The 25727-nt window shown below is 68.5% G+C and carries 23 protein-coding genes; 6 read left to right on the top strand and 17 right to left on the bottom strand.

Annotated features, from left to right (window positions below; genetic code table 11):
• Nucleotides 1-179 precede the first annotated feature (179 nt).
• Nucleotides 180-1952 carry an SLC13 family permease gene (locus ATO3_RS15025; protein ID WP_088650683.1) on the top strand — a complete coding sequence of 591 codons (1773 nt, stop codon included), beginning with the start codon at nt 180-182 and terminating at the stop codon, nt 1950-1952.
• A gap of 142 nt (nt 1953-2094) precedes the next feature.
• On the opposite strand, the gene ileS is transcribed toward ATO3_RS15025, so the two are convergent.
• The 7 genes from ileS to ATO3_RS14990 all read right to left on the bottom strand — a co-directional run bounded on the left by ileS (nt 2095) and on the right by ATO3_RS14990 (nt 10027).
• Nucleotides 2095-5058, bottom strand: coding sequence for an isoleucine--tRNA ligase (ileS, locus tag ATO3_RS15020; RefSeq protein WP_088650682.1), 2964 nt, complete (start codon nt 5056-5058; stop codon nt 2095-2097).
• A gap of 244 nt (nt 5059-5302) precedes the next feature.
• Complete coding sequence (locus ATO3_RS15015; protein WP_088650681.1) at nt 5303-6013, bottom strand: VIT1/CCC1 transporter family protein; 711 nt, start codon at nt 6011-6013, stop codon at nt 5303-5305.
• Between the two features lie 188 nt (nt 6014-6201).
• Nucleotides 6202-6804 carry a class I SAM-dependent methyltransferase gene (locus ATO3_RS15010; protein ID WP_269845413.1) on the bottom strand — a complete coding sequence of 201 codons (603 nt, stop codon included), beginning with the start codon at nt 6802-6804 and terminating at the stop codon, nt 6202-6204.
• A complete protein-coding gene (locus ATO3_RS15005) occupies nt 6723-7016 on the bottom strand; it encodes a class I SAM-dependent methyltransferase (RefSeq protein WP_088650679.1) in 294 nt (97 codons plus the stop codon). The genes ATO3_RS15010 and ATO3_RS15005 overlap by 82 nt, the downstream gene beginning before the upstream one ends.
• 76 nt (nt 7017-7092) lie before the next feature.
• Nucleotides 7093-8112, bottom strand: coding sequence for a YcjF family protein (locus tag ATO3_RS15000; RefSeq protein ID WP_088650678.1), 1020 nt, complete (start codon nt 8110-8112; stop codon nt 7093-7095).
• A complete protein-coding gene (locus tag ATO3_RS14995) occupies nt 8109-8615 on the bottom strand; it encodes a GNAT family N-acetyltransferase (protein ID WP_198963285.1) in 507 nt (168 codons plus the stop codon). Before ATO3_RS14995 ends, ATO3_RS15000 begins: the two co-directional genes overlap by 4 nt.
• A complete protein-coding gene (locus tag ATO3_RS14990) occupies nt 8612-10027 on the bottom strand; it encodes a YcjX family GTP-binding protein (RefSeq protein ID WP_088650677.1) in 1416 nt (471 codons plus the stop codon). The genes ATO3_RS14995 and ATO3_RS14990 overlap by 4 nt, the downstream gene beginning before the upstream one ends.
• 139 nt (nt 10028-10166) lie before the next feature.
• On the opposite strand from ATO3_RS14990, the gene truA reads away from it, so the two are divergent.
• The gene (truA, locus tag ATO3_RS14985; protein ID WP_088650737.1) at nt 10167-10952 is read left to right on the top strand and encodes a tRNA pseudouridine(38-40) synthase TruA; all 786 of its coding nucleotides are present in this window, start codon (nt 10167-10169) and stop codon (nt 10950-10952) included.
• Nucleotides 10953-11040: 88 nt separating this feature from the next.
• Here truA and trpS read toward each other — a convergent pair whose 3' ends face one another.
• The 3 genes from trpS to ATO3_RS14970 all read right to left on the bottom strand — a co-directional run bounded on the left by trpS (nt 11041) and on the right by ATO3_RS14970 (nt 14758).
• Complete coding sequence (gene trpS, locus ATO3_RS14980; protein WP_088650676.1) at nt 11041-12093, bottom strand: tryptophan--tRNA ligase; 1053 nt, start codon at nt 12091-12093, stop codon at nt 11041-11043.
• A 301-nt stretch (nt 12094-12394) separates the two neighbouring features.
• Complete coding sequence (locus ATO3_RS14975; protein WP_143747285.1) at nt 12395-13237, bottom strand: c-type cytochrome; 843 nt, start codon at nt 13235-13237, stop codon at nt 12395-12397.
• A 285-nt stretch (nt 13238-13522) separates the two neighbouring features.
• Nucleotides 13523-14758: an acyl-CoA dehydrogenase family protein gene (locus ATO3_RS14970; protein ID WP_088650675.1), complete on the bottom strand. Its 1236-nt coding sequence runs from the start codon at nt 14756-14758 to the stop codon at nt 13523-13525.
• Between the two features lie 225 nt (nt 14759-14983).
• On the opposite strand from ATO3_RS14970, the gene ATO3_RS14965 reads away from it, so the two are divergent.
• On the top strand, nt 14984-15916 hold the full coding sequence (locus ATO3_RS14965; RefSeq protein WP_088650674.1) for an NAD(P)-dependent oxidoreductase: 933 nt from the start codon (nt 14984-14986) through the stop codon (nt 15914-15916).
• A 34-nt stretch (nt 15917-15950) separates the two neighbouring features.
• Here the strand turns inward: ATO3_RS14965 and ATO3_RS14960 are convergent, their stop codons facing one another.
• The 4 genes from ATO3_RS14960 to ATO3_RS14945 all read right to left on the bottom strand — a co-directional run bounded on the left by ATO3_RS14960 (nt 15951) and on the right by ATO3_RS14945 (nt 18795).
• Nucleotides 15951-16355, bottom strand: a complete 405-nt coding sequence (locus ATO3_RS14960; RefSeq protein ID WP_088650735.1) for a GFA family protein — start codon at nt 16353-16355, stop codon at nt 15951-15953.
• Between the two features lie 104 nt (nt 16356-16459).
• Nucleotides 16460-17704, bottom strand: coding sequence for an HlyD family secretion protein (locus ATO3_RS14955; protein ID WP_088650673.1), 1245 nt, complete (start codon nt 17702-17704; stop codon nt 16460-16462).
• Between the two features lie 3 nt (nt 17705-17707).
• Complete coding sequence (locus tag ATO3_RS14950) at nt 17708-18250, bottom strand: hypothetical protein (protein ID WP_088650672.1); 543 nt, start codon at nt 18248-18250, stop codon at nt 17708-17710.
• A 191-nt stretch (nt 18251-18441) separates the two neighbouring features.
• On the bottom strand, nt 18442-18795 hold the full coding sequence (locus tag ATO3_RS14945; RefSeq protein WP_143747284.1) for a hypothetical protein: 354 nt from the start codon (nt 18793-18795) through the stop codon (nt 18442-18444).
• Between the two features lie 351 nt (nt 18796-19146).
• On the opposite strand from ATO3_RS14945, the gene ATO3_RS14940 reads away from it, so the two are divergent.
• The gene (locus ATO3_RS14940) at nt 19147-19983 is read left to right on the top strand and encodes a bifunctional allantoicase/(S)-ureidoglycine aminohydrolase (RefSeq protein WP_088650670.1); all 837 of its coding nucleotides are present in this window, start codon (nt 19147-19149) and stop codon (nt 19981-19983) included.
• Nucleotides 19984-20283: 300 nt separating this feature from the next.
• Here ATO3_RS14940 and ATO3_RS14935 read toward each other — a convergent pair whose 3' ends face one another.
• From ATO3_RS14935 to puuE, 3 genes are all read right to left on the bottom strand, one after another.
• Entirely contained in the window at nt 20284-21678 is a 1395-nt protein-coding gene (locus tag ATO3_RS14935) for a uracil-xanthine permease family protein (RefSeq protein ID WP_088650669.1), read from the bottom strand.
• Nucleotides 21679-21743: 65 nt separating this feature from the next.
• On the bottom strand, nt 21744-22232 hold the full coding sequence (locus ATO3_RS14930) for an ureidoglycolate lyase (RefSeq protein WP_088650668.1): 489 nt from the start codon (nt 22230-22232) through the stop codon (nt 21744-21746).
• Nucleotides 22229-23638, bottom strand: a complete 1410-nt coding sequence (puuE, locus tag ATO3_RS14925) for an allantoinase PuuE (RefSeq protein ID WP_088650667.1) — start codon at nt 23636-23638, stop codon at nt 22229-22231. The genes ATO3_RS14930 and puuE overlap by 4 nt, the downstream gene beginning before the upstream one ends.
• A gap of 143 nt (nt 23639-23781) precedes the next feature.
• Here puuE and uraH point away from each other — a divergent pair, with 143 nt between their 5' ends.
• On the top strand, nt 23782-24135 hold the full coding sequence (gene uraH / locus ATO3_RS14920) for a hydroxyisourate hydrolase (RefSeq protein WP_088650666.1): 354 nt from the start codon (nt 23782-23784) through the stop codon (nt 24133-24135).
• A gap of 183 nt (nt 24136-24318) precedes the next feature.
• Nucleotides 24319-25542 (top strand): urate hydroxylase PuuD, encoded by a 1224-nt coding sequence (locus ATO3_RS14915; protein WP_088650665.1) that lies wholly within the window; start codon nt 24319-24321, stop codon nt 25540-25542.
• The last annotated feature ends 185 nt before the right edge of the window (nt 25543-25727 follow it).

The raw sequence follows: 25727 nt of genomic DNA, 5'->3' as shown, positions 1-25727 counted from the left end.
TCCAGGCAACACACGCCAAACCCCCTGCCCTCACGCGGTCGTGAGACCAGGCCGCAGTCCCCTGCACGGCCGCCGGGCGGGCTTGGGCGATGCCCCTGCCCCGGCGCGGGCTGCGGCCACTTGTCCTGAGGTCCGGCGTCCTATCTGATGGCGTCCGACCTCATGCCACCGGAGCCCCCATGACCCAGGACCAGATCATCATCTTCGTGCTTTTCGTGGCCGTCTTCGCGCTGCTGCTCTGGGGGCGGTTCCGCTATGACCTTGTCGCCTTCGCCGCCCTGATGGCGGGCGTGGTGCTGGGCGTCGTGCCCGAGGAGGAGGCCTTTGCCGGCTTCGGCCATCCCGCGACGCTGGTGGTCGCGCTGGTGCTGATCGTCTCGGCCGGGCTGGTGCGGTCGGGCGCGGTCTACCTGATCACGCGCACGCTGGTGGACAGCTCGCGCCGGCTGGCGGGGCATATCGCGATCATGGGCGGGATCGGCGCGGTGCTGTCGGCCTTCATGAACAACGTCGCGGCCCTGGCGCTGCTGATGCCGGTGGATATCCAGACCGCGCGCAAGGCGGGGCGCAACCCGGCGCTGACGCTGATGCCGCTGAGCTTTGCCACGATCCTGGGCGGCATGGTCACGCTGATCGGCACGCCGCCCAACATCATCATCGCCTCGATCCGGCAGCAGACGCTGGGCGAGAGTTACAGCATGTTCGATTTCGCCCCCGTCGGCGGCGTGGCGGCCCTGTCCGGGCTGGCCTTTGTCGCGCTGATCGGCTGGCGCCTGATTCCCGCGCGCGAGAACGGGACCAGCGCCGAGGAACAGCTGTCGCCCTATATCGCCGAGCTGACGGTGCCGGAGGAGAGCAAGCAGATCGGCAAGCGGCTGGACGAGCTGGAGGAGGTGGCGCAGAAGACCGACGTGGCGCTTCTGGGCCTGATGCGGGGCGGCAAGCGGCTGTATGGCCGGGCGCGGCGCAGCCGGCTGGAGGCCGGAGACACGCTGGTGCTGGAGGCCCTGCCCGAGGCGCTGGACGAGTTCCGGGCCGCGCTGGACCTGGCGTTCACCGATGACGCCCGCGAAGAGCGGCTGAAGGCGGCCGGCGACGGGCTGGAGGTGATCGAGGTCGTGGTGCCCGAGGGCGCGCGGATCGCGGGGCGGTCGGCCCAGGGGCTGGGGCTGAACTGGCGCTACAACACTGTGCTGCTGGGGATCTCGCGCCAGGGCGCGCGGATCACGCGGCGGGTGCGGCAGGCGGATGTGCGGCCGGGCGACATCCTGCTGCTGCTGTGCCCGCGCGAGACCGGATCCCACGTGACCGAATGGCTGGGCTGTCTGCCGCTGGCGACGCGCGGCCTGGCGGTGACGGAGAACGACAAGACCTGGCTGGCCATCGGCCTTTTCGCCGCCGGTGTCCTGGCGGCGAGCGTCGGGCTGATCGACCTTCCGATCGCGCTGGGGGTCGTGGTGGTGGCCTTCGTGCTGACCCGGATCGTGCCGGTGGCCGAGGTCTATACCCACGTGGAATGGCCCGTCGTCGTGCTGCTGGGCTCGATGATCCCGCTGGGCACGGCGCTGGAAAGTTCGGGCGGGACCGAGCTGATCGCGGGGGCCCTGGTGGGGCTGACCGACGGGATGCCGGCCTGGGCGATCCTGGCGGTGCTGATGGTGGTGACGATGACGCTGTCGGACGTGCTGAACAACACGGCGACGACGATCGTGGCCGCCCCGGTGGGGATCCAGATGGCGCAATCGCTCGATGTCTCGCCCGATCCGTTCCTGATGGCGGTGGCGGTGGCGGCCTCGGCGGCGTTCCTGACGCCGATCGGGCACAAGAACAACACGCTGATCCTGGGCCCCGGGGGCTATCGCTTTGGCGATTACTGGCGGATGGGGCTGCCTCTGGAGATCCTGATCGTGGCGGCCTCGGTCCCGGCGATCCTGGTGTTCTGGCCGTTCTGATGTGAAAACGCCGGCCCTTGCGGGCCGGCGGAGGCGGCCCTGCGGGCCGTGATATTGGAGGCGCCCCTGCGGGGCGGGGTATCGGTGGCGCCCCTGCGGGGCGTGGCATCGGTGGCCGGCCCTGACGGGCCGGCGCAATCCTTCAGCTCAGCGCGGTATCGCAGCGGCCGCAGACGCCCGGGTGGGCATGCTGGCCGACATCGGGCAGGATCTTCCAGCAGCGCTGGCACTTGACGCCTTCGGCCTTCTCGAAGACCACGCCGATGCCCTCGATCTCGGGCAGGCGGAAGGCCTCGGCCGGGGCCGGATCGGACGACAGGCTGATGCCCGAGGTGATGCAGAGATCGTCCATGTCGATCATGTGCAGCAGCTCGCGCGTCTCGGCATCTTCGACATGGACCACCGGCGCCGCTTCGAGGCTGGAGCCGATCACCTTGTCGCGGCGCTGGATCTCCAGCGCCGAGGTCACGACGCGGCGCACGCGGCGCACCTTGGCGACATGCTCGTCCAGCGCGGCGTTGCGCCAGGCCTCGGGCGTTTCGGGGAAATCGACCAGGTGGACGGAGCTGTCGTCGCCCGGGTAGCGTTCGAGCCAGACCTCTTCCATGGTGAAGACCAGGATCGGCGCCAGCCAGGTGGTCAGCCGGTGATAGAGGTGATCCAGCACCGTCCGCGCCGCCCGGCGCCGCTGCGTGTCGCCGTCGCAATAGAGCACGTCCTTGCGCACGTCGAAGTAGAAGGCCGACAGATCCACGGTGGCGAAGTTGAACACCGCGCTCAGCACAGACTGGAAGTCGAACGCCGCGTAGCCCGCGCGCACCTGTTCGTCCAGATCGGCCAGACGGCTGAGCACCCAGCGTTCCAGCGGGGGCATCTGCGCGGGGTCGTCGACCCGGTCGCTGTCCTTCAGGTCCGACAACGACCCCAGCATGAAGCGCATGGTGTTGCGCAGGCGGCGGTAGCTGTCCGCCGTCCCCTTCAGGATCTCGGGCCCGATGCGCTGATCGGCGGTGTAATCGGTCTGCGCCACCCAGAGCCGCAGGATATCGGCGCCGTATTGCTTGATAACCTCGTCCGGCACGATGGTATTGCCGATGGACTTGGACATCTTCATGCCCTTCTCGTCCAGAGTGAACCCATGCGTTACCACGTTGCGATAGGGCGCGCGCCCCTTGGTGCCGCAGGCCTGCAGCAGCGAGGAATGGAACCAGCCGCGGTGCTGGTCGGTGCCTTCCATGTAGACATCGGCGATGCCGTCCTCGGTCCCGTCGGGACGGTCGCGCAGGACGAAGGCATGGGTGGACCCTGAATCGAACCACACGTCGAGAATGTCGAAGACCTGGTCCCAGTCGTCGGCGTTGTAATCGTTGCCCAGGAAGCGTTCCTTGGCGCCCTCGGCATACCAGGCATCGGCGCCCTCTGCCTCGAAGGCCTCGAGGATGCGCGCGTTCACCGCCGGGTCGCGCAGCAGGAAGTCAGGATCGGTCGGCAGCTTGCCCTTGCGGGTGAAGCAGGTCAGCGGCACGCCCCAGGCGCGCTGGCGAGAGAGCACCCAGTCGGGGCGGCTTTCGATCATCGAATAGAGCCGGTTGCGCCCTGTCTTGGGCGTCCAGGCGACCAGCTCGTCGATCGAACGCAGCGCGCGTTCGCGGATCGTGGTGCCATAGGTGTCCTGGCCGTCGCCCACGGGGTGGTCGACGCTGGCGAACCATTGCGGCGTGTTGCGGTAGATCACCGGCGCCTTGGAGCGCCAGGAATGCGGGTAGGAGTGCTTGATCTTGCCGCGCGCCAGCAAACCGCCGACCTCGGCCAGCTTGTCGATCACCGCCTTGTTGGCGTCGCCTTCGCCGCCCTTGCGGCTGAGGATGTACTTGCCGCCGAAGAACGGCAGATCCGCGCGGAAAGAGCCGTCGTCCAGCACGTTGTAGGTGACGACCTGCTCCAGCATGCCGAGATCGCGGTAGAGTTCGTATTCCTCCATCCCGTGGCTCGGCGCGCAATGGACGAAACCGGTGCCCTCGGTGTCGGTGACGAAATCGGCGGCGCGGAAATCGCGGGGCGCGTCCCATTCGCCGTTGCCGCCCTCAGCGCCGGCCAGCGGGTGCAGCAGCTTGACCTCGGCCAGCTCGGATTGCGACACGTCATCGACGCGCTCCCACATCGACGGCTCAAGCCGCGCGCGGCTGAAGACATCCGCCGCGCGGTCGTCGGCCAGGATGTAGCGGTCGCCGATATTGGCCCAGCATTCCTCGGGCCGGCCGGTGACCTTGTAAAGCCCGTAGGAGATCGGCTCGCCATAGACCACGGCCTTGTTCGACGGGATGGTCCAGGGCGTGGTCGTCCAGATCACCACCTGCGCGCCCTGCAGCTTGTGCGAGGGATCCTCGGCGGTGCCGGTGCCTTCATGCGGCGGGATGACCTTGAACTTCACCCAGATGGTGAAGCTTTCCTTGTCGTGGTACTCGACCTCGGCCTCGGCCAGGGCGGTCTGTTCGATGGGCGACCACATCACCGGCTTGGAGCCCTGGTAGAGCGTGCCGGTCATGAGGAATGTCATGAATTCCTCGGCAATCACGCGCTCGGCGTGGAAATCCATCGTCAGGTAGGGATCGGGCCAGTTGCCGGTGACGCCGAGCCGCTTGAACTCCTCGCGCTGGATGTCGATCCAGCCCTCGGCGAAACGGCGGCATTCCTGGCGGAACTCGATGACCGGGACGTTGTCCTTGTTCTTGCCCTTCTTGCGGTACTGCTCTTCGATCTTCCATTCGATGGGCAGGCCGTGGCAGTCCCAGCCGGGGACATAGCGGCTGTCGAAGCCCATCATCTGGTGCGAGCGGACGATCATGTCCTTGATGGTCTTGTTCAGCGCGTGGCCGATGTGCAGGTGGCCGTTGGCATAGGGCGGCCCGTCATGCAGCGTGAAGGGCTTGCGGCCCTGCTTTTCCCGCAGCCGGTCGTAGACGCCGATGTCGGCCCAGCGGGCCAGCCAGTCGGGTTCGCGCTTGGGCAGGCCGGCGCGCATCGGGAAATCGGTCCGGGGAAGGTTGAGCGTGTCCTTGTAATCGGGCGTCTCGGTCGGGGTGGTGGTCGGGGTCTCGGCGCACATCTGTTGGCGTCCTCGCAGGTGTCTTGGCGTGTCGATCAAATTCGTTGGGGATGGTTCGGTGCGGCAAGTTCAGCACCTTTGCCCGGCACCTCGGTGGATCAGAGGGCCGGGACCGTAATTCGAATGACGATGACGCTCGCAAAGGTCATGGGCGGCCTTATAGGCGCCCCGACCGGCGGGGTAAAGATGACCAATCCGGGCAGGTGCACTGTGCCTGCCCCACCCTTTGCACCGGCCGCGCGCGTCAGGCGTGGAACATCGTGCCGACGACATAGGCCAGCGCGGCGGCGGCGCTGCCGATGGCGAAGGTTTCCAGCCCCGAGCGCCACCAGGGCGCCAGCGACCAGCGGCTCTTGAGCGCGCCGATGGTGAAGAAGACGGCAAGGGTCATGACGGTGGAGATCGCGAAGGCGTCCGCAAGCCCCAGGAGGAACGGCAACAGCGGCACCATGCCGGCCAGCAGGAAGGCGACGAAGGTCGACAGCGCGGCCCGCATCGGGTGCGGATCGACCTCGCTCAGCCCGTATTCGCCCTCCATCATGAGGGAAATCCAGCTGTCGCGGCGCGAACAGATCGCATCGGTCGCCGCGTCCAGCACCTGGCCCGACAGCCCCTTGTTCGCCAGGATCTCGCGCACCTCCAGGCGTTCGCCGTCGGGATACAGGTCGATGTGGCGCTGTTCGACGGCGCGCAGGCGGCGGATGTTGTCAAGCTCGGCCTTGGTGCCCGAGAAATTGCTGGCGGCCATGGAAAAGCCGTCGGCCAGCACGTTGGCCAGCCCCAGGGCCACGATGACGAAGGGCGACAGACCGGCGCCGGCGACACCGGCGACGATGGCAAAGGTGGTGACCGCCCCGTCGATGCCGCCGTAGATCATGTCCCGCACCATCCCCCGCCCCGGCGGGTTGGCGATCCGGTCGCGGATTTCCTGCTGGCTGTGCCCGTGGTCCTGCATGGCTGGCTCCTGTCGCGATGCGCGTAGCCTAACCATACCCGCAGAGCGGGGAATTTGCGCCAGATCAAGGATCGGCCGGCAGGTGAGCCGGACCATCACGCCGGACCATCGCGCCGTTCTGTCTTTTCGGACAATCGCATTTAACAGACGATCTCACCCGGGGCCGCACGGCGTCCAGGCGTGGCGGATCACTCCGCCAGCCGGGCGATCATCATGTAGGGCGCGATGCGTCGGGCGCGAATGTTCTCGATCATATTGTCGATCTTCTGGACCGCATTGTCGCCCATCACCAGATGCAGACCCAGCGGCGAGAGCTCGGCGCCGGCCGACGCCTTGTGGCACTCCAGCGCGAACTCGGCGAGGTTGGTTTCCGACACGATCTCGAACCCCGCATCCTTGAGCGCGAAGCGGTAGCGGTCGGGGCCGACCACCGCGCTTTGCCGCGGGCTGCTGGCCCAGGGCATGGGATAGGTGATGTCCTGGTCCGACATGCGCATGATGTCGTAGATGCCGAAGAGCGCGCCGGGTTTGAGCACCTGCGCCACCTCCCTGGCGATGCGGTGCTTGTCGGCGATGTTCATGCCGACATGGATCATCCAGGCCGCATCGAAGACGCGGTCCTTGATCGGCAGGTCCAGGATGCTGGCGTGCACGTGCTTCACCCGCTCCGACAGTCCCGCCATCCGCGTGAGTTTCTGCCCCGTGGTAACTAATCCGAGGTAATATCGACCCCGACAACCGTCGCACCGCTGCTGCGGGCCGCGTAGCGCGCCGGCCCGCCCAGGCCACAGCCCAGGTCCAGACCGCGTTGCCCCGATTTCAGCGCCAGCCGGTCCAGCACCTGTTCCGTCGCTTTCCGGCCACCGACGTGAAACTCGTCGATCTGCGCCATCGCGTCCGGATCGGTGCAGGTAAGGGCCCCGGCCTGTTCAAGCCCGTCCAGGATACGCGACAGAAGCGTTCCGCTGGAATAGTGGCGGGTAACATCGGATTCGTCTGTCATGCGGTCCTCGTCCGGTTTCGGCGGACCCTAGCACCAAGACCATGAGCCGGACGTTAATGGCCGCGCCGAAATCGGGTCAGCTTCGCCGTCCCAGCAACCCCGACAGCGCGTTCTTGATGATCCGCCGGACCGAGGGCTTGTGCCGGGGCGAGAACGGCAGCGGGCGGCAGACCTCCATCGCGGCCACGCCGACACGCGCGCTCAGCGCGCCGTTGACCAGCCCTTCGCCGAAGCGGCGGGACAGTTTCGACAGGACCGACCCGCCCAGCACCGGCTCCAGCAGGTCCTCGCCCGCGGCCACGGCGCCGGTCGCGACCAGGTGCGAAAACACCGCCCGCGTCAGCCGCCAGCCCCCGAAGAAGCCCGAGCGCCCGCCGTAGATCTCGGCCACCCGCCGGATCATCCGCAGGCTGGAGGCAAAGGCCGTGGCCACGTCGGCCAGCGCCAGCGGCACCAGCGCGGTCACCGTGGCGACCTGGCGCGCGGCGGCCTCGACCTCGCGCGCGGCGGCCACGTCCAGCGGCGCCAGCAGCGTGTCCTCGGCCAGGGCAAAGACCGCGACGGCGTCGAACTGGTCGCCCACGCGCTCTGCCAGCCGCTCACGGCCCCAGCGGGTGTCCTCGCGCCCCTTGTACAGCGAATCCAGCTGCCGGATCACCGCGCGCGCGGCCTCGAGATCGGCATCAGCCAGGGCCGCGTCGGCGTCGCGCTTGATGTGATCGACGCGGGTCAGCCGGCCGAAGGCCGCCATCTCGCGGATCCCCATCACAAGCGCCACCAGCACGAAGGCGACCAGCAGCGCGGTGGCGATCCAGCCCAGGATCGGCACGCTGGCCACCAGCGAGGCGGCGAATTGCCAGGCCGCGACCGAGATCACGAAGCCCAGGATCGCCGCGGCCAGCCCCCAGAACCACCTGGCCAGCCGCGAGGTCGGCCGCCCGGCGGCACGCACGGCAGTCTCCATGGCCGAGCGCCCGGCGCCCGGCAGGGGCTCTGTCAGGTCGGGCACCGGCGGCGCATCGGCGACCGAGGGCGCCGGGTCCGGCCCCGGGCTCCGGTCGTCATCAAGGTCGAACAGAACGGGTCCCTTGCTCATGCCGCCGCCTCCGCTGGCCATGCGTACTGGATATCGGGCAGGTTTTCGTCGTTGTCGGCGCCGTCGGTGCGCCGGATCTCGGCAAAGCCTTCCCGAAGATAGAATTTCTGCGCCCCGAGATTGGCCTGGAAGGTCCAGAGCCAGAGCCGCGCGCTGCGCTCCATGGCGTCGCGCAGCAGCAACCGGCCGATCCCCTGCCCCGTCTCCTCGGGGCGGATGTAAAGCGCATGCACCTCATCGCCGTCGCGGGCGAGGAAGCCGGCAATGGGGCGGCCCGCGTCCGGCGCCGCGCCTGCGGGGTCGTCCACCGTTTCGGCCACAGGTTCGGCCACAGTTTCAGCCACCGTGACCCAACCCCGGTCGATCATCATCGCGCAGAAGGACAGCGCCTCGGCCGCGCTGTGCTGCTTGGGCATCCAGGGGGTCTCCGTCTCGAACCGGTGCAGGATATCTCCGACCGCGCCGGCATCGAGCGGGTTGGCAGGGCGCAGCACGATGCTCACAGCCGGTCTCCGAACAGGAACTGGGCCGCCCGGTCAAGCCGGATATGCGGCGGGCCGTCCCCGGGTTTCAGGGTCAGCGGCGCGGGCGCGAAGGCCATCATGCCGTAATCCGCGCCCAGCCAGCTGTCGGCGCCGTCCCGCGCCGGGCCCAGCAGGACGGACGGGTCCGAGGGCAGCGCGCCGGGGTAGAAGGCGGCGGCCTTGCCGGTGTCCTTGAGGATGCCGCGCACGCAGGGCAGATCGGAGCCGGCATGGGCGCGCATCTCTTCGGTGGTGGCGCGCAGGGACGCCAGCGCCATGGAATGCGTCACGGCCCCGGCAAAGCGCGCGCGATCGCGGGCATCGCGGGTCAGCGCTTCCATGATGGCGGCAAAGGCCGGGTGCTGCTGATGGTGCAGGTGATCGGCCTTGGTCGCTGCGAACAGGATCCGTTCGACCCGCTTGCCGCGCAAAAGCTGGCTGAGAAAGGCATTCCGTCCCGGGCGGAAGGCGCCGAGGATGTCGGACATGGCGCGGCGCATGTCCTCGACCGCCTGCGGCCCCTGGTGGATCGCGTCGAGCACGTCGACCAGCACCACCTGCCGGTCGATCCGGGCAAAGTGATCGCGGAAGAAGGGCCGCACCACGCGGGACTTGTAGGCCTCGAACCGCCGCTCCATCTCGCGCAGGAGCGACCGGCGCCCGGCGCCGGGCTCGGCCGGCAGCGGTGCGAAGGTCAGCGCGGGCGAGCCGGCAAGATCGCCGGGCAGCAGGAAGCGCCCCGGGGTGCAATCGTGGTAGCCATCGGCTCGCGCCTGGGTGAGATAGGCGGTGAAGGTATCGGCCAGCCGCCGGGCCACGGGCTCGTCCAGCTGCGCGGTCACGTCGGTCTCGCGCACCAGGCTCAGGTAGGCGGCGCCCTGGCTGCGGCCCTCCAGCCGGTCCAGCGTCTCGGCCGACCATTCGGCAAAGCTCTTGTCCATCAGCCCGAGGTCCAGCAGCCATTCGCCGGGGTAGTCGATGATGTCCAGATGCACCGTCCTGGGCCCCTGAAGCCCGCCCAGAAGGCCCGAGGGACGGACCCTGAGCGACAGCCGCAGCTCGCTGACCGCGCGGGTGCTGTCGGGCCAGTGCGGGCTGGGCCCGGTCAGCGCGTGCAGGTGATCCTCGAATTCGAAGCGGGGCACGGTGTCGTCGGGCTGCGGCTGCAGGAACGCGGCGGAAATCCGGCCCTCTGCCTCGGCCACCAGCCCGGTCATCCGCCCCCGGTCCAGCATGTTGGCCACCAGCGAGGTGATGAAGACCGTCTTGCCCGCGCGCGTCAGCCCGGTCACGCCCAGGCGGACGACGGGCTCGAAGAGCGTCTCGTTGATCGAGTTTCCGACCGCCTCGACCCTGCGGGTGAGGTGGTCGGCCAGTTGCGTGATGACCAAAGAGACCCCCGGTATGCCTTCGTGTGAGCCGGGCACCTGCGCGCCGGCATTCTCGTTGTTGCCTGGGGCAAGATAGGGCCCAGGCGCCCCTGTTGCCAGAGGCTTGCCCGAAACCGCGCGGCGCGGTACCTGCGCATCCATGCCCCGTTACGCCCTCAAAGTCGAATATCACGGCGCCCCCTTCGCCGGCTGGCAGCGCCAGAAAGAGCAGCCCTCGGTCCAGGCCGCGATCGAAACGGCGCTGGCCCGGCTGGAGCCGCGCGAGCACAAGATCGCCGCCGCGGGCCGGACCGATGCCGGGGTGCACGCGCTGGCCCAGGTCGCCCATTGCGACATGGACCGCGACTGGGATCCGTTCCGGCTGTCGGAGGCGCTGAATTATCACCTGCGCCCGCAGCCTGTCGCGATCCTCGATTGCGCGCGGGTCGCCGACGACTGGCATGCGCGCTTTTCGGCGCTGGAGCGGCGCTATCACTTCCGCATCCTGCAGCGCCGCGCGCCGCCTGCGCACCTGGCCGGGCTGGTCTGGCAGGTCAAGCAGCGGCTGGACGTGGCGCGCATGCAGGAGGGCGCCGCGCGGCTTTTGGGGCGGCATGATTTCACCACCTTCCGCTCGACGATCTGCCAGGCCGACAGCCCGGTGAAGACCCTCGACCGGCTGGACGTGACCGGCACCGAGGGACCATGGGGCCCCGAGATCCATTTCGACGTGCGCGCCCGGTCGTTCCTGCACAACCAGGTGCGCAGCTTCGTCGGCACGCTGGAACGCGTCGGCGCCGGCGCCTGGGACGCCGACGATGTCACCGCCGCGCTGGAGGCCCGCGACCGCGCCGCCTGCGGCCCGGTCTGCCCGCCGCAGGGGCTGTATCTGGCGGGCGTGGGCTATCCCGAGGATCCCTTCGCCAGCGGGGCGGAGCCCGCCTGAGCGCGGGCCGGGACCGGCGGCAGCGACCGCCTGCCGGGACAAGCCGCCCGTGGCCCACGAAGCCACGGGACAGCCCCCTGCCCGGCCCTCACAACGTGAACAGGCCCAGCGCCTCGACCACCTCGCGCCGCGTCGCCTCGGTGATCGCCCTTGCCCGGTCGGTGCCCTGGCGGATGATGTCGATCACATGCGCCGGATCCGTCGCGAATTCCGCCCGGCGCCTGCGGATCGGGGCGATCAGCTCCTGCAGGATCTCCTCCAGCCGCGCCTTCAGCTTGCCGTCACCCAGCCCGCCCCTTCGGTACTGCGCCTTCAACTCCTCCAGCGCCGCGCGGTCCTCGTCGAAGGCGTCGAGATAGGTGAAGACCACGTTGCCCTCGACCCGCCCCGGGTCCTCGGCCCGCAGGTGGCCCGGATCGGTGTACATGGCGCGCACGGCGGCGCGGATCTGGTCGGGCGAGGCCGAAAGCGCGATCGCGTTGCCCCCCGATTTCGACATCTTCGCGCGGCCGTCCACGCCCGGCAGGCGCCCGGCTTCGGGGATCACCGCGTACGCCTCGGGCAGCACGGCGCGCCCGGCGGTGGCGTTGATGCGGCGCACGATCTCGTTGGTCTGCTCGATCAGCGGCGCCTGGTCCTCGCCCACCGGGACGACGGTGGCGCGAAAGCCGGTGATGTCGGCGGCCTGCGCGGCGGGGTAGCACAGGAACCCCGCCGGAATGTCCCGCCCGAAGCCGCGCGCGCGGATCTCGTCCTTGATCGTCGGGTTGCGCTCCAGCCGGGCGACGGTGACGAAGTTGAGGTACAGCATCGACAGCTCGGCCAGCGCCGGCAGGTGCGATTGCAGGCAGATCGTGCTGCGCCCCGGGTCTATGCCCACGGCCAGGTAATCCAGAGCCACCTCCACCACGTTGCGCCGCACCTTGCCCGGATCCTGCGCATTGTCGGTCAGCGCCTGGGTGTCGGCCAGCAGCAGGAACTGGTCGTGGTCCTCCTGCATGCGGATGCGGTTCTTCAGCGAGCCGGCGAAATGGCCGATATGCAGCGGCCCGGTGGTGCGGTCGCCGGTCAGGACGACCGGGCGCGCGGAGGCGGGCTGTTCCTGGGCCTTCAGAGGGCGGTCTTCGGTCAGTTGGGTCATCTATGGGTCTCTTTCTTGGGGAAGGAGACCGCCACACCGGACCGGCTGTACCTGATGGAGATGCATGAAAAAGGCCGCCCGGATGCGGCGGCCTGTGGAAACGATATGAAACGCCTGGCCGCCCTGTCAGAAGGGCTGCCACCAGCGGCAGGCAAGGAGGGTCACGCGTTGCATGACGCAACCGTTAGGCGCCTTGCGGCGATGCGTCAAGCACCACGGCCCGCCATGGCCCCGTCCCGGCCGACGGGGTGGGTGGGTGGGACGTTGGCCGGGACGGGGCCACCGCGCAACGCCCGCCACGTCACCGATCCGGCAGCGGCGGCAGCTGGCGCAAGTAGAGCAGGATCGCCGAAAGATCGTCCTCGCTCATCCGCGCGAGATAGCCATAGGGCATCGGAGGAGACATCGGCGAGCCGTCGGGCCGCACGCCCTCGACGATCATCGTCCTGATCTCGTCATCCGAATAGCCCGCCAGCCCGTCCGCGTGGCTGGTCAGGTTCGACGCCACGGACACGCCCCAGGGCCCGTGGAACTCGAACCCGCCGCGGCCCAGGTCGGTGCCCACCATGGGCCCCTGCGGCCCCATCGGGGTATGGCATTCCATGCAATGCGCCAGCGGCCCGGCCAGGTATTCGCCGTATTCGACCGACACCGCCGGCACGATGTCCGGCACGCTTTCGACCGGCGGGCCATAGGCCGGGGGCAGCGGGATGTTGTAGGTCGAGGTCCCGGGATCGTTCTCCACCGCCGGCACGGTGCGCAGGAAGGCGACGACGGCGGCAAGGTCGCTGTCGCTCAGGCCACGGTAGAAGGTATAGGGCATCGGCGGTCCGATCAGAGAGCCGTCGGGCCGGATGCCCTCGCGGATCGCGCGGGCCAGCTCGGCATCGCTCCAGTCGGCGACGCGGCCCGCCGGCGTGATGTTCGGCGCGATCGCGGTGAAGGCGTCGTTGTCCTCCACCAGCCGTCCGGCCAGTTCCATTCCCGGCACCGGCCCCTCCGGCCCCATCGGCGTGTGGCAATTGCCGCAGCCCATGATCCCGTTCACCAGGTATTCCCCCCGCTCCAGCTGTGCATCCGCCCAGGCCGGTGCGGCCATCAGTCCCAGCACCGCAGGTATCGTCAGTGGCTTCCATGCGGACATGGTCGCGTCCTCCCTTTCTTCTATCGGGCGGACGCTAGCATGGAAATGACGTTACGTAAGGGGAATTTATCATACCCTGAAAGGACAATTTTTTGTCGCGTCGTGGTGGCCTCACCGTGGCGCGTGCAACCCGATGGCCTGAAGCGCCACGCCCACCAGTCCGGCGACCGGCCCCACGTGGACCTGATCGGCCGGCCAGCGCCCGCGCGCCGGGTCTTTGCCGATGACCCGGCCCGCCTCCTTGCGGAAGACGGCCGGGCTGCCTCGGGCCGGCACCGGCCGGCCCTAGACCTTCTCCTGCGTGTATTTCTTCAACTCGGCCCGCGCAATCTGCCGCCGGTGCACCGCATCCGGCCCGTCGGCGAAACGCAGCGTGCGCACATGGGTCCAGGCATGCGCCAACGGGGTCTCCTGGCTGATCCCGGCGCCGCCATGGATCTGCATCGCCTCGTCGATCACCTTCAGCGCGACGCGCGGCGCCACCACCTTGATCTGGCTGATCCAGGGCGCGGCGGCCTTCTTGTCGCCCTGGTCCATGTACCAGGCGGCCTTCAGGCACAGCAGGCGCGCCATCTCGATCTCCATCCGGCATTCGGCGATGATGTCGTAATTCGCGCCCAGCTCCGCCAGCTTCTTGCCGAAGGCCTCGCGGTGCAGCGCCCTCTGGCACAGCTGCTGCAGCGCCGACTCGGCCTGCCCGATCGCGCGCATGCAATGGTGAATCCGCCCGGGGCCAAGCCGCCCCTGCGCGATCTCGAAACCGCGCCCCTCGCCCAGCAGCATGTTCTCGACCGGCACGCGCACATCGGTGAACCGCACATGCATGTGCCCGTGCGGCGCGTCGTCATGGCCGAAGACCAGCATGGGGCGCAGGATCTCGATCCCCTCGGTCCCCGCCGGCACCACGATCATCGAATGCCGCTCGTGCCTGCGCGCCTCCTCGCCGCCGGTCTTCACCATGGTGATATAAACCTTGCAGCGCGGATCCCCCGCCCCCGAAGACCACCATTTCTCGCCGTTCAGCACGTAATGGTCGCCGTCGCGCACGCAGGACATCGACACGTTGGTGGCATCGGACGAGGCCACGTCCGGCTCCGTCATCAGGTAGGCGGAGCGGATCTCGCCCGCCAGCAAGGGCTTCAGCCACTCTTCCTTCATCTTCTCGCTGCCGTAGCGCTCGAAGACCTCCATGTTGCCGGTGTCCGGCGCCGAACAGTTGAAGACCTCGGCCCCCAGCGGCGTCTTGCCCATCTCCTCGGCGAACAGCGCGTATTCCACCGTGGTCAGCCCGATGCCGCGGTCGCTGTCGGTCAGCCAGAAATTCCACAGCCCCCGCTCGCGCGCCCTGGCCTTCAGGCCTTCAAGGATCTCGGTCTGCCGGTCGGTATAGGCCCAGCGGTCGCCGGTCGCGACCTCGCGGGCATACTCCTCCTCCAGCGGCATGATCTCGTCGCGGATCATCTCCCGGACCTTGTCCAGAAGCGCCTCGTTCTCCGGCCGCATCGTGAAATTCATGTTCATGCGTCTTCCTCCCAAGAGACGATATGCACCGGTCTCCGTCATGCGGCACCAGGCTTGGCGGCAGGATGGAACAGGGCGCGCGAGAATGTCCACCGATTTCGGAACTCAATTTCGCAGAACGGTACAGATCGTTGCGTCGCCTGCCAGGACGCGCCCGGACGCGGTTGCGCCCCCGGGCCCGGACGGCTACCGCTGCGCCCGCAAACGGCTGAATAGGAGAGCGCAATGGCCCTGCTGATCGACATCGGACACGAAGGCTGGATGACCAACGACGAGGTCCGCGACGTCATCCTCGACGCGCTGCCGGGCTCCGACGTGCGCACCCGGGCCGGGATCGGCGATCCGGCCGAGATCACCATGCTCGCCTGTTCCACGCTGGATCCCGACCTGCCCGCGCAGCTTCCGAACCTTGCGCTGGTCCAGAAGCTGGGCGCCGGCGTCGAGACCATTGTCAACCACCCCGCGTTGCCCCCGCAGGCCCGCGTGGCGCGGCTGAAACCGATGGAGCCGGCGCGCGAGATCGCCGAATGGGCGCTGACCTACATGCTGCGCGACCAGCGCCAGCTGCTGCGGTTCGCCGCCGCCCAGTCCCGCGCCGAATGGGCGCCCGTCGCCCCGCGCGAGACCAGGAAGACCCGCGCCGCCGTGCTCGGCCTCGGCCATATCGGGGCCACCACCGCGCGGCTGCTGCGCGACATCGGCTTCGTCACCACCGGCTGGAGCTCTTCTCCCAAGGACATCGACGGCGTCACCTGCCTGCACGGTCCCGACGCCCTGCCCGCTCTGCTGGGCGAACAGGATTACGTCGTGGCGATCCTGCCCTCGACCGAAGGCACCCGCGATCTCTTCGACGCCGCCATGCTGAGCCACATGAAGCCCGGCGCGGTCCTGCTGAACGCGGGACGCGGCGACCTGATCGACGAAGACGCCCTCCTGGCCGCGCTGGGCGCCGGCCTCGGCGGCGCCGTGCTCGACGTGACCCGGACCGAACCGCTGCCCGCCGACAGCCCGCTGTGGTCCCACCCCGGGGTGACGATCACGCCCCATGTCTCCGGCTGGCACCTGGGCGATGCGCTCGACGACGTGGCCGAAAACTTCCGCCGCCTCGCCGCGGGCGAGCCGCTCCTGCACGAGGTCGATCGCAGCCGCGGCTACTGATCGGCCCCAGCGCCCCCCCCCGGGCGGGGGGCGCTCAGCCTGGCAGCCCGTCCAGCCGCGCCAACTCTTCCAGGGCATCGTCCCAGTCCGCCCGGCTTTGCCAGCAGATATGCGCCCCGGGCCGCAGGCCCACCGGCCCCTCAAGACAGCCCGCCGGCACCACCAGCCCGCCTTCGGGCCGGACCACGGGCAGCGCCCCGCCGCAGGTCGCGCAAAAACACCGCTCGAACCGCGTCCCGTCCAGCCGGAAGGCACGCCGCAGCGTGTCGCCGCTCTCCCAGGTGATCTGCCCCGTGCCCGAGAACAGATTCGCCGCATGGGCCGACCCGGTCGCCCTCCGGCAGCGGCTGCAATGGCAAAGAAAGAACCCCTCGAACGCCCCGTCGATCCGGAACCGCACCGCCCCGCACAGGCATCCGCCCGCGAATTCCCCGCTCATCCGCATCTCCTCATCCGGCCGGCAACGGCGCACCACGCCCCTGCTTCTTCTTGGCCCAAATACCTCCGGGGGTCCGGGGGCAGCGCCCCCGAAGACCGCCAGCCTCAGTGCCCGCCGCTCAGGACAAGGCTCCGCACCGGCAGCAGCAGCGCCTGGATCCGCAGGATGAACGCATGCGCCAGCCCGACCGTATCCACCACGTGCAGGCCCACCTTCTGCAGCGTGGTCAGGCTCTCGTCATGCTCCAGCCGGTGGTGGTTGTCGGTATAGGCGTTCACCGCGCAGGTGGAGCCCGGCAGCACCCGGTCCATCCCGCCCTCGTAAAGCGGCTCCATGATCGCCAGAACCGACCCGGGCGGCTGGGACTGGCCGATGTCGATCAGCTGGTCGGTCGGACGCACGGCGCCGCCCGCGATGACATCCTGGATGTCGACGATGACCATCGGGATGATCGTGAACGGCACCGAGGCACAGGCCACCTCGGCGACCATGCCGACCTTCAGCACCGGCGCCGCCAGCTGGCCAAAGCCCGCCTGCATCCGCTGGCGCCCCGATCCGCGCCCGTCCGGCACGATCAGCCCGGCGGGCCGGAAGATGGAATTCACGTAATCCCCCGGCTGCAGCGCGAATTGCGACATGGTGCCCCCGGCGGTGGCGCGGATCGTGGTCAGGTCCAGCTCCACCTCGGCCTGGCGGACCGAGGCATCGGCACTGGCCCGTTGCGCCGGCAGCAGCGTCTCGACGCGCGACCGCGCACTCATCGCCTGGCTGCGCGCCGCCTCGACCGCGGCGGCCTGGGCGTCGGCCCGGGCGCGCTGGCGGTCCAGGTCCTGCTGGCTGACCGCCGAGGAGCCCCGGTCGATCAGCTGCTGGGTGCGCGCCAGTTCGGTCTGGTACTCGGTCAGAACGGCCTCGGCCTGGTTGACCGTCGCCTCGGCCGCCTGCAGGTCGGCCGCCGCCATGACGATCTCGGCGTCGATCTCGTCCAGCCGGCTGCGGGCGGTCTCCAGCGCCGCCTCCTGCCGGGACTTGTCCAGCTGGAACAGGACATCCCCCGCCTCGACATGCTCGCCGTTGGCAACCATGACCTCGGTCACCCGGCCCGGCGTCTCGGGCAGGATGGTGACGGTACGATAGGCCGCCGTGGCCCCCTCGGCCGCCGGGTGGTAGAAGAAGACCACGGTGATCAGCGAGATCGTCATGATCGCACAGGCGGTGATCCCGTAGCGCAGTTCGAACCAGACGGAATAAAGCGTGATCTCGTGGCCGATGCGCTTGCCCTGTCCATAGCGGCGGATCAGGAAATCCGGCAGGATCGTCAGCATCGAGCAGATGATGAATTCAAGCATGGATCAGTCCTTTGCGCCGGTGCGGGTCGCGGCCCCGGATGCCCGATCCTGCGACCTGTCCTGGCCTGTGTCCTGGCCCGTATCCTGACCCGCGTCCTGCCGCACATGCGTGTCCGGGCGGTGCTTCGGCGGCGTGCCGGGGGTGTGCCCGGGATCGTCCTCCAGCTCGTCGTCGCCCTCGTAGTCGCGCCCCGACAGGCGCGCCAGCGACCGCGCGCCCGAGGTGATCGGCGTCAGGTAATCCGGCAGGGTGGTCGCCGCCAGCAGCAGCGCGATGATCCAGAAGATGTTCTGGTGCGTGAACAGCGCCAGCAGACCCAGGATCGCGACGATCTGGAACTGGGTCCGGCCATGACCATGGGCCATGCGCTCGGGCAGCGAATGCAGGTGCAGGTAAAAGACACCGCCCAGGAAGGCGACCAGCACCAGGGCGATGATGGCCGTGTGCATCATCGTGTCGGTGCCGTCGGCCAGCGGAAGGTAATAGGGCAGATGATCCGGGGCCAGCGGGTTGAGCGTGGCCTCCGCGGGAGCGCTGTCAGACATCAGATCCGGCCTCCTTGAAAGTTGCGAAATCTAAAGATGAAAGGGGACGACACGGGCCGGGGTGTAGGGCATACGCGGCTCGGGGGCATGGCACGCCCGGGCCGGGGCGGCGGTTCCGGCCCGGCACTGCCGCACGGGCGGCATGCGCCCGACCGGGGACCCGGTCGCTGCGCCACGCCCGCCCCGCAGGGTCAGGGGGCCAGCATCCAGTTGCCGTCGGCCGTCTTGCAGTTGCGGAACGTGAATTCCTGCGGCTCGGGCCGGCGCTGGGTGATCACGGTATGGCGCACGTCGGCGCAATCGTCGGCAAAGGCGACCAGCATCGACTTGCCGCTGGCGCCGGTATCGGGGTTGGACCAGTCCGCCTCGCTCCCGACGGTGCGGCTGTCGCCGCGATAAAGCGTCGATGCGGATTGCGTCATGATGTTGATGTCCGCCTGTGTCAGCCCGGTGCGGCGCAGGATCTGCGAGATCGGCTGGGCCTGGGCCAGCGGCACGGACGTCAGCCCGAGGCAGAGCGCCAGCGCTCCGGTTACAAAAGTCATGCGCATCGTTACGGCCCCATTGCGGCTGTTGTCCTTCACGGCCCCATGGTTAGCATCCCCCCGGCCGCCGTCAAACCGCCAATTGCACCGCCCGGCCGCCGCGCGGCGCAGCCTTGCCCCGGCGGTCGGGTCCGGGGCGCGGGATGACCATGACCGCCGGGGCCGCCGAGGCCGGCGCTGGCGACCCGGGGGCGAACCATGGCGCGCGCCCCCCCCGCCCCGGACCCGTCAGCCACACCCGGAACCGATCTCGCATGACATCTGGCCCTCGGGCGCGCGGGGCGGCATAGTTGCGCGGACCGGTCCCCGGCCGTTCCCGGCGGACCGGACAGGACAAGAGCCCGGAGACCCATGACAAAACGCAGCTATGCCATCCCGCCCGGAGGCCTGCCCCCGCAAAGCGACCGCCCGGCGGGGCCCACCGGCGGCGCGCGCTTCACCGAAGCCTACGCCCTGATCCCGCGCGCTACGATGCGCGACATCGTGACCTCCGCCCTGCCCTACTGGGACGACGCCCGCGCCTGGATCATCGCCCGCCCGATGACCGGCTTCGCCGAGACCTTCGCGCAATACATCGTGGAACTCTCGCCCGGCGGCGGCTCGGAATGGCCCGAACCGGACCCGGAGGCCGAGGGCGCGATATTCATGGTCGACGGCGCCATGACGCTGTCGATCGGCGACGAGGATTACGTGATGGAGCCCGGCTCCTTCGCCTACCTGCCGCCCGGCGCGGATTACTCGCTGCACAATCACGCAGGGCCCGAGGCGCGGTTTCACTGGATCCGCAAGGCCTACGAGCCGGTCGAGGGGCTGCCGCCGCCGGATTTCTTCCTGTCGCACGACGACGATGTCGACCCGGTCGAGATGCCCGAGACCGACGGCCGCTGGGCCACGACCCGCTTCGTCGACCCCGAGGACCTGCGCCACGACATGCATGTCACAATCGTGACGATCCAGCCCGGCGCGGTGATCCCATTCGCCGAGACCCACGTGATGGAACACGGGCTTTACGTGCTGGAGGGGCGCGGGGTCTATTACCTCAACGGCGACTGGGTCGAGGTCGAGGCCGGCGATTTCATGTGGCTGCGCGCCTTCTGCCCGCAATGCTGCTATGCCGCCGGCGACGGGCCGTTCCGCTACCTGCTCTACAAGGACGTGAACCGGCACCCCAGGCTGCGCATCCGCTGAGGGAGCGGTGGGGTATAACCCCACCCTACCCCCGGGTTCGAGCGGCGCGCCCCGACGGCCCCGGTTCCGGCAGATCAGGGGCCAGTCGGAACAAGGGGCCAGTCACGAAAAGGGGCCAGTCACGACAAGGGCCGGAGCATCGCGGCTCCGGCCCTTGTCTTTTTGCGGTGCCTGCCGTCCCGGTGCGGCAACCCGGCAGACGAACCCATTCCCTAACGAATGGTAAATCCGCCCTTGTAACCCATTGGAAACATGACACCCGCCCCGTGTCCCACGCGTGGGACACGGGGCGGGCATGCCTCACAATTCGCCGATCTCCTCCGGCAGGATCAGGTTCAGCACGATGGCGATCAGCGCCGCCGGCAGGATCCCCGAGGCGCCCAGGATCCGCAGCGTGTCGGGCAGGTATTGCAGCGCGTTCGTCGCCCCCGGCGCGGTGTTGAGAACCTCCAGCTGCAGCCCCAGTCCGATCGACAGGGCCAGCGCGAAGATCACCATGTTGCGCCGGTTCCAGACCACGTCGGCCAGCATCGACACGCCCGCCGCGGCGACCATGCCGAACATCACGACGACCCCGCCGCCCAGCACCTCGATCGGGACGGTGCGGATCACCGCGCCCACCTTCGGCACCAGCCCGCAGATGATCAGGAAGATGCCCCCGAAGGTCACCACGTGCCGGCTCATCACGCCGGTCATGGCGATCAGCCCGACGTTCTGGCTGAACGAGGTGTTGGGCATGCCGCCGAAGATCCCGGCCACCGCCGTGCCGATCCCGTCGGCAAAGGTCGCGCCCTCGATCTCCTTGTCCGTCGCCTCGCGCCCGGCGCCGCCCTTGCAGATCCCCGAGACGTCGCCCACGGTTTCCACCGCCGAGACGAAGGCCATCAGGCAGAAGCCCACGATGGCGGCGAAGGACAGTTCGAACCCGTAGCGGAACGGCTGCGGCAGGGCGAAGCTTGCCGCGCGGTCCCAGCTGGAGGTGATCGCCTCGACGCTGAGCACGCCGGTCAGCAGCGACAGGATATAGCCCGCGCCAATCCCCACCAGCACGGCCGAGACCGACAGCATGCCCCTGGTGAAGAACTTCACCAGCAGCGTCACGACGATGACGAAAACGGCGATGAACCAGTTGAGGAAGCCGCCGTATTCATCGGCCCCGCCCGCCTTGGCCGGCACGCCCCCGGCGGCGTATTCGATCCCCACCTTGACCAGCGCCAGCCCGATCATCAGCACCACCAGCCCGGTGACCAGCGGCGGCAGGGCAAAGCGGATCTTGCCGATCACGAAGCCCAGGCAGGCATGGAACAGCCCGCCGATCAGCACGCCGGTGAAGAGCGCCGCCAGCCCGTCGACCCCCTTGCCCGCGACCAGCGGGATCATGATCGGCAGGAAGGCAAAGGATGTCCCCTGCACGATCGGCAGCGCCGCGCCGACGGGCCCGATGGTGATCGTCTGCAGCAGAGTGGCGAGCCCGGCAAACAGCATCGCCATCTGGATCATGTATAGAAGTTCCGGAAAATCCGCCGAGTTCGACCCGAACCCGAAGCCCGCCACCCCGGCGACGATGATCGCCGGGGTCACGTTGCTGACGAACATCGCGAGCACGTGCTGGATCCCAAGCGGGATCGCCTTGTAAAGCGGAGGTGTGTAATCCGGATCCCGAAGTTGCTCCGGGGTACCGATGCTTGCTGTCATGTCCCTGTTCCTTTCTTGTTTTTTGTCTTGTTTTTTTCGTCCTGGTTCTACTGGTCCTGGTCGGATCAGTCCGGCGCGACCACCCTGTAGGGCGTGTCGAACCAGTGTTCTTCCAGGTTGGCGCCCCCGCCGATCCGGTCGACCACGGCAAACAGCCCCGGCGCATGGAGCGGCGTCAGAACCCCGTGCCAGGTCCCGCGGTGATAGTTCACCCCCTGTCCCGGCGCGCTCTGGAAGGCCCGGGGATGGCCCGGCACGCCGCCATCATCGGGCGCCACGATCACCAGGAAGGCATGCTCGGTCATCGGCAGGAAGGCCTGGCTGCCCTCGGGGTGCCGTTCGACCATGTCCAGCACCAGTGGCAGCGCGCGCGGCTCGGCATCGAACAGGCTGACGCCTGCCCGCCCGTCGGCGAAATCCATCACCGCGCGGTCGTGGTAGCGGCCGCAAAGCCCCTGGTTGATCATCTTGTCCGGGTCGCCGGAGGTCTCAAGCACGTCGCCGAACGGCGCGAAGGCCGCCGCGTGAAGCGGTTCGATCAAGATGTCGCTCATGGCAGGATCGCCTTCAGCCGCAGCAGCGCGATGCGCTCGACCTGTTTGCAGGCCTCGGCGAATTCGGTGTCGCGGTCCTGCTCCAGCCGGCGCTTGAAGGCGGCGAGGATGCCGGGTTTGTCATGGTCCCGCACGGCGATGATGAAGGGAAAGCCGAACTTCTCCGTATAGGCCGTGTTCAGCGCGGTGAATTCGTCGCGCTCCGCATCGGTCAGCGCATCCAGCCCGGCGGAGGCCTGTTCGGAGGTGCTGTCCTCGGTCAGCCGCTTCGCCTCGGCCAGTTTGCCGGCCAGGTCGGGATGGGCGCGCAGCACCTCCAGCTTGCGATCCTCGCCAGCCGACCGGAACACCCGCGCCAGCGCGTTCTGCAGCCCCACGGCGGTGTCGTGGGCGGGGCCCAGCTCCAGCTCGAAGGCGCCTTCGGCGATCCAGGGGGAATGTTCGAAGATGCCGCCGTAGGCCTCGACGAAGGCGGGCTTTTCCATTTCGGACGGGCGCGCGCGATCCACGGGCGGATGGACCCGGGCCCAGTGTTCGGCGATCTGCAGGCGCGTGGCGAACCAGACGCCCTCGTGCCCCTTCACGTAATCCAGGAACCGCTGCAGCGCCGCGGCGCGGCCCGGGCGGCCGACCAGCCGGCAATGCAGGCCCATCGACATCATCTTGGGCGACCCTGCCAGGCCCTCGGCATAGAGAACGTCGAAGGTATCGCGCAGATAGGCGAAATACTGATCGCCCGAATTGAACCCCTGCGGCGAGGCGAAGCGCATGTCATTGGCATCCAGCGTGTAGGGAACGATCAGCTGGTCGCGGCCGGCGATCTTTTTCCAGTAGGGCAGCTCGTCGTCGTAGGTGTCGGCGATATAGGCGAAACCGCCCTCTTCGGCGGCCAGCTCCACCGAATGCATCGAGGTCCGCCCCAGGTACCAGCCGCGCGGCCGTTCGCCCACGACCTCGGTGTGCAGGCGGATCGCCTCCTCCATCATGGCGCGTTCCTCGTCGCGCTCCATGTCCTTGAATTCGATCCATTTCAGCCCGTGCGAGGCGATCTCCCATCCCGCCTCCTTCATCGCGGCGACCTGTTCGGGGCCGCGCGCCATGGCGGTGGCGACGCCGTAGACCGTGACGGGAATGTCCTTCATCATCCGGTGCAGTCGCCAGAACCCGGAACGGGCGCCGTATTCATAGATCGTCTCCATGTTCCAGTGCCGCTGGCCCGGCCAGGGGGCGGCGCCGACGATCTCGGACAGGAAGGCCTCGGACCCCGCATCCCCGTGAAGCAGGTTGTTTTCGCCGCCTTCCTCGTAGTTCACGACGATCTGCACGGCGATCTTCGCGCCGCCGGGCCATTGCGGGTCGGGCGTATTCGGGCCGTAGCCGATCAGGTCGCGGGGATATCGGTTCATGGATGACCTCTTTTCTTTCCAATTCCGTTCTATTGCGCTGCGGCGCGGCGCGTGGTCAGAATTCAGGGGCAAACCTGTCAGAAGGCAAGCGTTTGCTCAATTTGGCGGCAAAGCCCGCCGGGACGATCCAGGGAAGGACCAGGATGACGGGATATCTGACCACCCATGTGCTCGATACGGCGCGGGGCTGCCCAGCGGAAGATCTGCAGATCGAGCTGTTTCGCCTGGCCGGGGACAAACGGGTCCATCTGCGCACGCTGACGACCAATCAAGACGGGCGGACGGACGGGCCGATCCTGCCGGAAGAGGAATTCGAAACCGGCACTTACGAGCTGGTGTTCCACGCGGGCAGCTACCTGGACCGCACCGGCACCCCGCCCGAAAGCCCTCGGTTCCTGGACCAGGTGCCGATCCGTTTCGGCATGTCCGAACCGGCGCATTACCACGTGCCGCTGCTGCTTTCGCCCTTCGGCTATTCGACCTACCGGGGCAGCTGAGCGCGCCGGGCCGCGGGCGCACCGGATGGCTGTGCCCGCGGCCCGGCCCGACACCGCGGCCCAACTGCCCGCATCATGGGCCAAGGCGCCGCGCGCAGCCTGCCCGGACCGGCGCCGCCGCGCTTAAGCATTGATCAACCCGCCGGAACTTCGGACAACCGGCTCATCAACACGGAGACGCTCATGTTCGACCTGCCCATCCTGCTCGACTGGGCCAGCTTCGCGGTCCGCTGGCTGCACGTGATCACGGCCATCGCCTGGATCGGATCCTCGTTCTACTTCATCGCGCTGGACCTCGGCCTGAACCGCGACATCCCCGGCCCCGCCGATGGCGAGGAATGGCAGGTTCATGGCGGCGGCTTCTACCATATCCAGAAATACCTGGTCGCGCCCGACCAGATGCCCGACCATCTGACCTGGTTCAAATGGGAGGCCTATTCGACCTGGCTCAGCGGGGCCGCTCTGCTGGTCCTGGTCTACTGGGCGGGGGCCGAGCTGTTCCTGATCGACCAGTCCAAAACCGCGATCCCGTCCTGGTTGGGCATCGTGATCTCGGCCGCCTCGCTGACGATCGGCTGGCTGGTCTATGACCGGCTGTGCAAATCCGGCCTGGCCGAAACGCCGACGCGGCTGATGCTGGTCCTCTTCGCGCTGCTCGTCGTGATGGGCTGGGCCTATACGCTGGTGTTCACGGGCCGGGCGATGATGCTGCATCTGGGCGCCTTCACGGCGACGATCATGACGGCCAACGTCTTTTTCATCATCATCCCCAACCAGAAGATCGTGGTCGAGGATCTGAAAGCGGGCCGAACGCCCGATCCGAAATACGGCCAGATCGCCAAGCTGCGGTCGCTGCACAACAATTACCTGACGCTGCCGGTCATCTTCCTGATGCTGTCGAACCACTACCCGCTGGCCTTCGCGACCCAGTACAACTGGATCATCGCGGCGCTGGTCTTCCTGATGGGCGTTTCCATCCGGCATTTCTTCAACACGATGCATGCGCGCAAGGGGATGCCCTGGTGGACCTGGGGCGTGACCTTGGCGCTGTTCCTGGCCATCGTGGCGCTGTCGGTCGCGGGCCGGCCCACGGTGGAATACGCCGAGGACGCCACCGCCCTGCCGCCCCATGCCGCGCGATTCGCCGCCGCCGAGGGGTTCGAGGACGCGACCGACATCGTGATGGGCAACTGTTCCATGTGTCACGCGCGCGAGCCGCTGTGGGACGGCATGGCCCACGCCCCGCGCGGCGTCTATCTTGAGACGCCCGAGGACGTGGCGATGCACGCGCGCCAGATCTACCTGCAGGCGGGGATGAGCATGGCGATGCCCCCCGCCAACCTGACCTACATGGACAACGAGAGCCGCGCCGCGCTGGTGCGCTGGTACGAGGGCGCCGAGGGCTGAGCGCCCGAAGGTCGGGCAACCGCCACCCCGCTCCGGCCCGGCGAAGGACACGCGCCGGCCACAGGTCGGCAATCATCCCGCCCGCACCGCAAGAATCCGCTTCCTCGGATCGCCTTCGCCGTGTCAGATGGATCCACTGTGCGGATCCGATCCCGGCCCCGCATGTCCAGAGGGAGGCAGCGGGG

Origin of the sequence: Marinibacterium profundimaris (assembly GCF_002210095.1) — a bacterium.
Classification (GTDB): Bacteria; Pseudomonadota; Alphaproteobacteria; order Rhodobacterales; family Rhodobacteraceae; genus Marinibacterium; species Marinibacterium profundimaris.
The sequence above is the reverse complement of the archived record's forward strand: the minus strand, read 5'-3'. Positions and strand labels throughout refer to the sequence as shown.

Bases quoted from the DNA above. Each gene is read 5' to 3' on its own strand.
- ATO3_RS14930 (WP_088650668.1), bottom strand. From the start codon at position 22,232: ATGAGCGACATCTTGATCGAACCGCTTCACGCGGCGGCCTTCGCGCCG.
- ATO3_RS14915 (WP_088650665.1), top strand. From the start codon at position 24,319: ATGTTCGACCTGCCCATCCTGCTCGACTGGGCCAGCTTCGCGGTCCGC.
- ATO3_RS14970 (WP_088650675.1), bottom strand. From the start codon at position 14,758: ATGAACATGAATTTCACGATGCGGCCGGAGAACGAGGCGCTTCTGGAC.
- ATO3_RS15000 (WP_088650678.1), bottom strand. From the start codon at position 8,112: ATGAGCAAGGGACCCGTTCTGTTCGACCTTGATGACGACCGGAGCCCG.
- uraH (WP_088650666.1), top strand. From the start codon at position 23,782: ATGACGGGATATCTGACCACCCATGTGCTCGATACGGCGCGGGGCTGC.
- ATO3_RS14940 (WP_088650670.1), top strand. From the start codon at position 19,147: ATGACAAAACGCAGCTATGCCATCCCGCCCGGAGGCCTGCCCCCGCAA.
- ATO3_RS14955 (WP_088650673.1), bottom strand. From the start codon at position 17,704: ATGCTTGAATTCATCATCTGCTCGATGCTGACGATCCTGCCGGATTTC.
- ATO3_RS14975 (WP_143747285.1), bottom strand. From the start codon at position 13,237: ATGTCCGCATGGAAGCCACTGACGATACCTGCGGTGCTGGGACTGATG.
- ileS (WP_088650682.1), bottom strand. From the start codon at position 5,058: ATGTGCGCCGAGACCCCGACCACCACCCCGACCGAGACGCCCGATTAC.
- puuE (WP_088650667.1), bottom strand. From the start codon at position 23,638: ATGAACCGATATCCCCGCGACCTGATCGGCTACGGCCCGAATACGCCC.
- ATO3_RS14950 (WP_088650672.1), bottom strand. From the start codon at position 18,250: ATGTCTGACAGCGCTCCCGCGGAGGCCACGCTCAACCCGCTGGCCCCG.
- ATO3_RS15025 (WP_088650683.1), top strand. From the start codon at position 180: ATGACCCAGGACCAGATCATCATCTTCGTGCTTTTCGTGGCCGTCTTC.
- truA (WP_088650737.1), top strand. From the start codon at position 10,167: ATGCCCCGTTACGCCCTCAAAGTCGAATATCACGGCGCCCCCTTCGCC.
- ATO3_RS14965 (WP_088650674.1), top strand. From the start codon at position 14,984: ATGGCCCTGCTGATCGACATCGGACACGAAGGCTGGATGACCAACGAC.
- ATO3_RS15015 (WP_088650681.1), bottom strand. From the start codon at position 6,013: ATGCAGGACCACGGGCACAGCCAGCAGGAAATCCGCGACCGGATCGCC.
- ATO3_RS14960 (WP_088650735.1), bottom strand. From the start codon at position 16,355: ATGAGCGGGGAATTCGCGGGCGGATGCCTGTGCGGGGCGGTGCGGTTC.
- trpS (WP_088650676.1), bottom strand. From the start codon at position 12,093: ATGACCCAACTGACCGAAGACCGCCCTCTGAAGGCCCAGGAACAGCCC.
- ATO3_RS14935 (WP_088650669.1), bottom strand. From the start codon at position 21,678: ATGACAGCAAGCATCGGTACCCCGGAGCAACTTCGGGATCCGGATTAC.
- ATO3_RS15005 (WP_088650679.1), bottom strand. From the start codon at position 7,016: ATGACAGACGAATCCGATGTTACCCGCCACTATTCCAGCGGAACGCTT.
- ATO3_RS14945 (WP_143747284.1), bottom strand. From the start codon at position 18,795: ATGACTTTTGTAACCGGAGCGCTGGCGCTCTGCCTCGGGCTGACGTCC.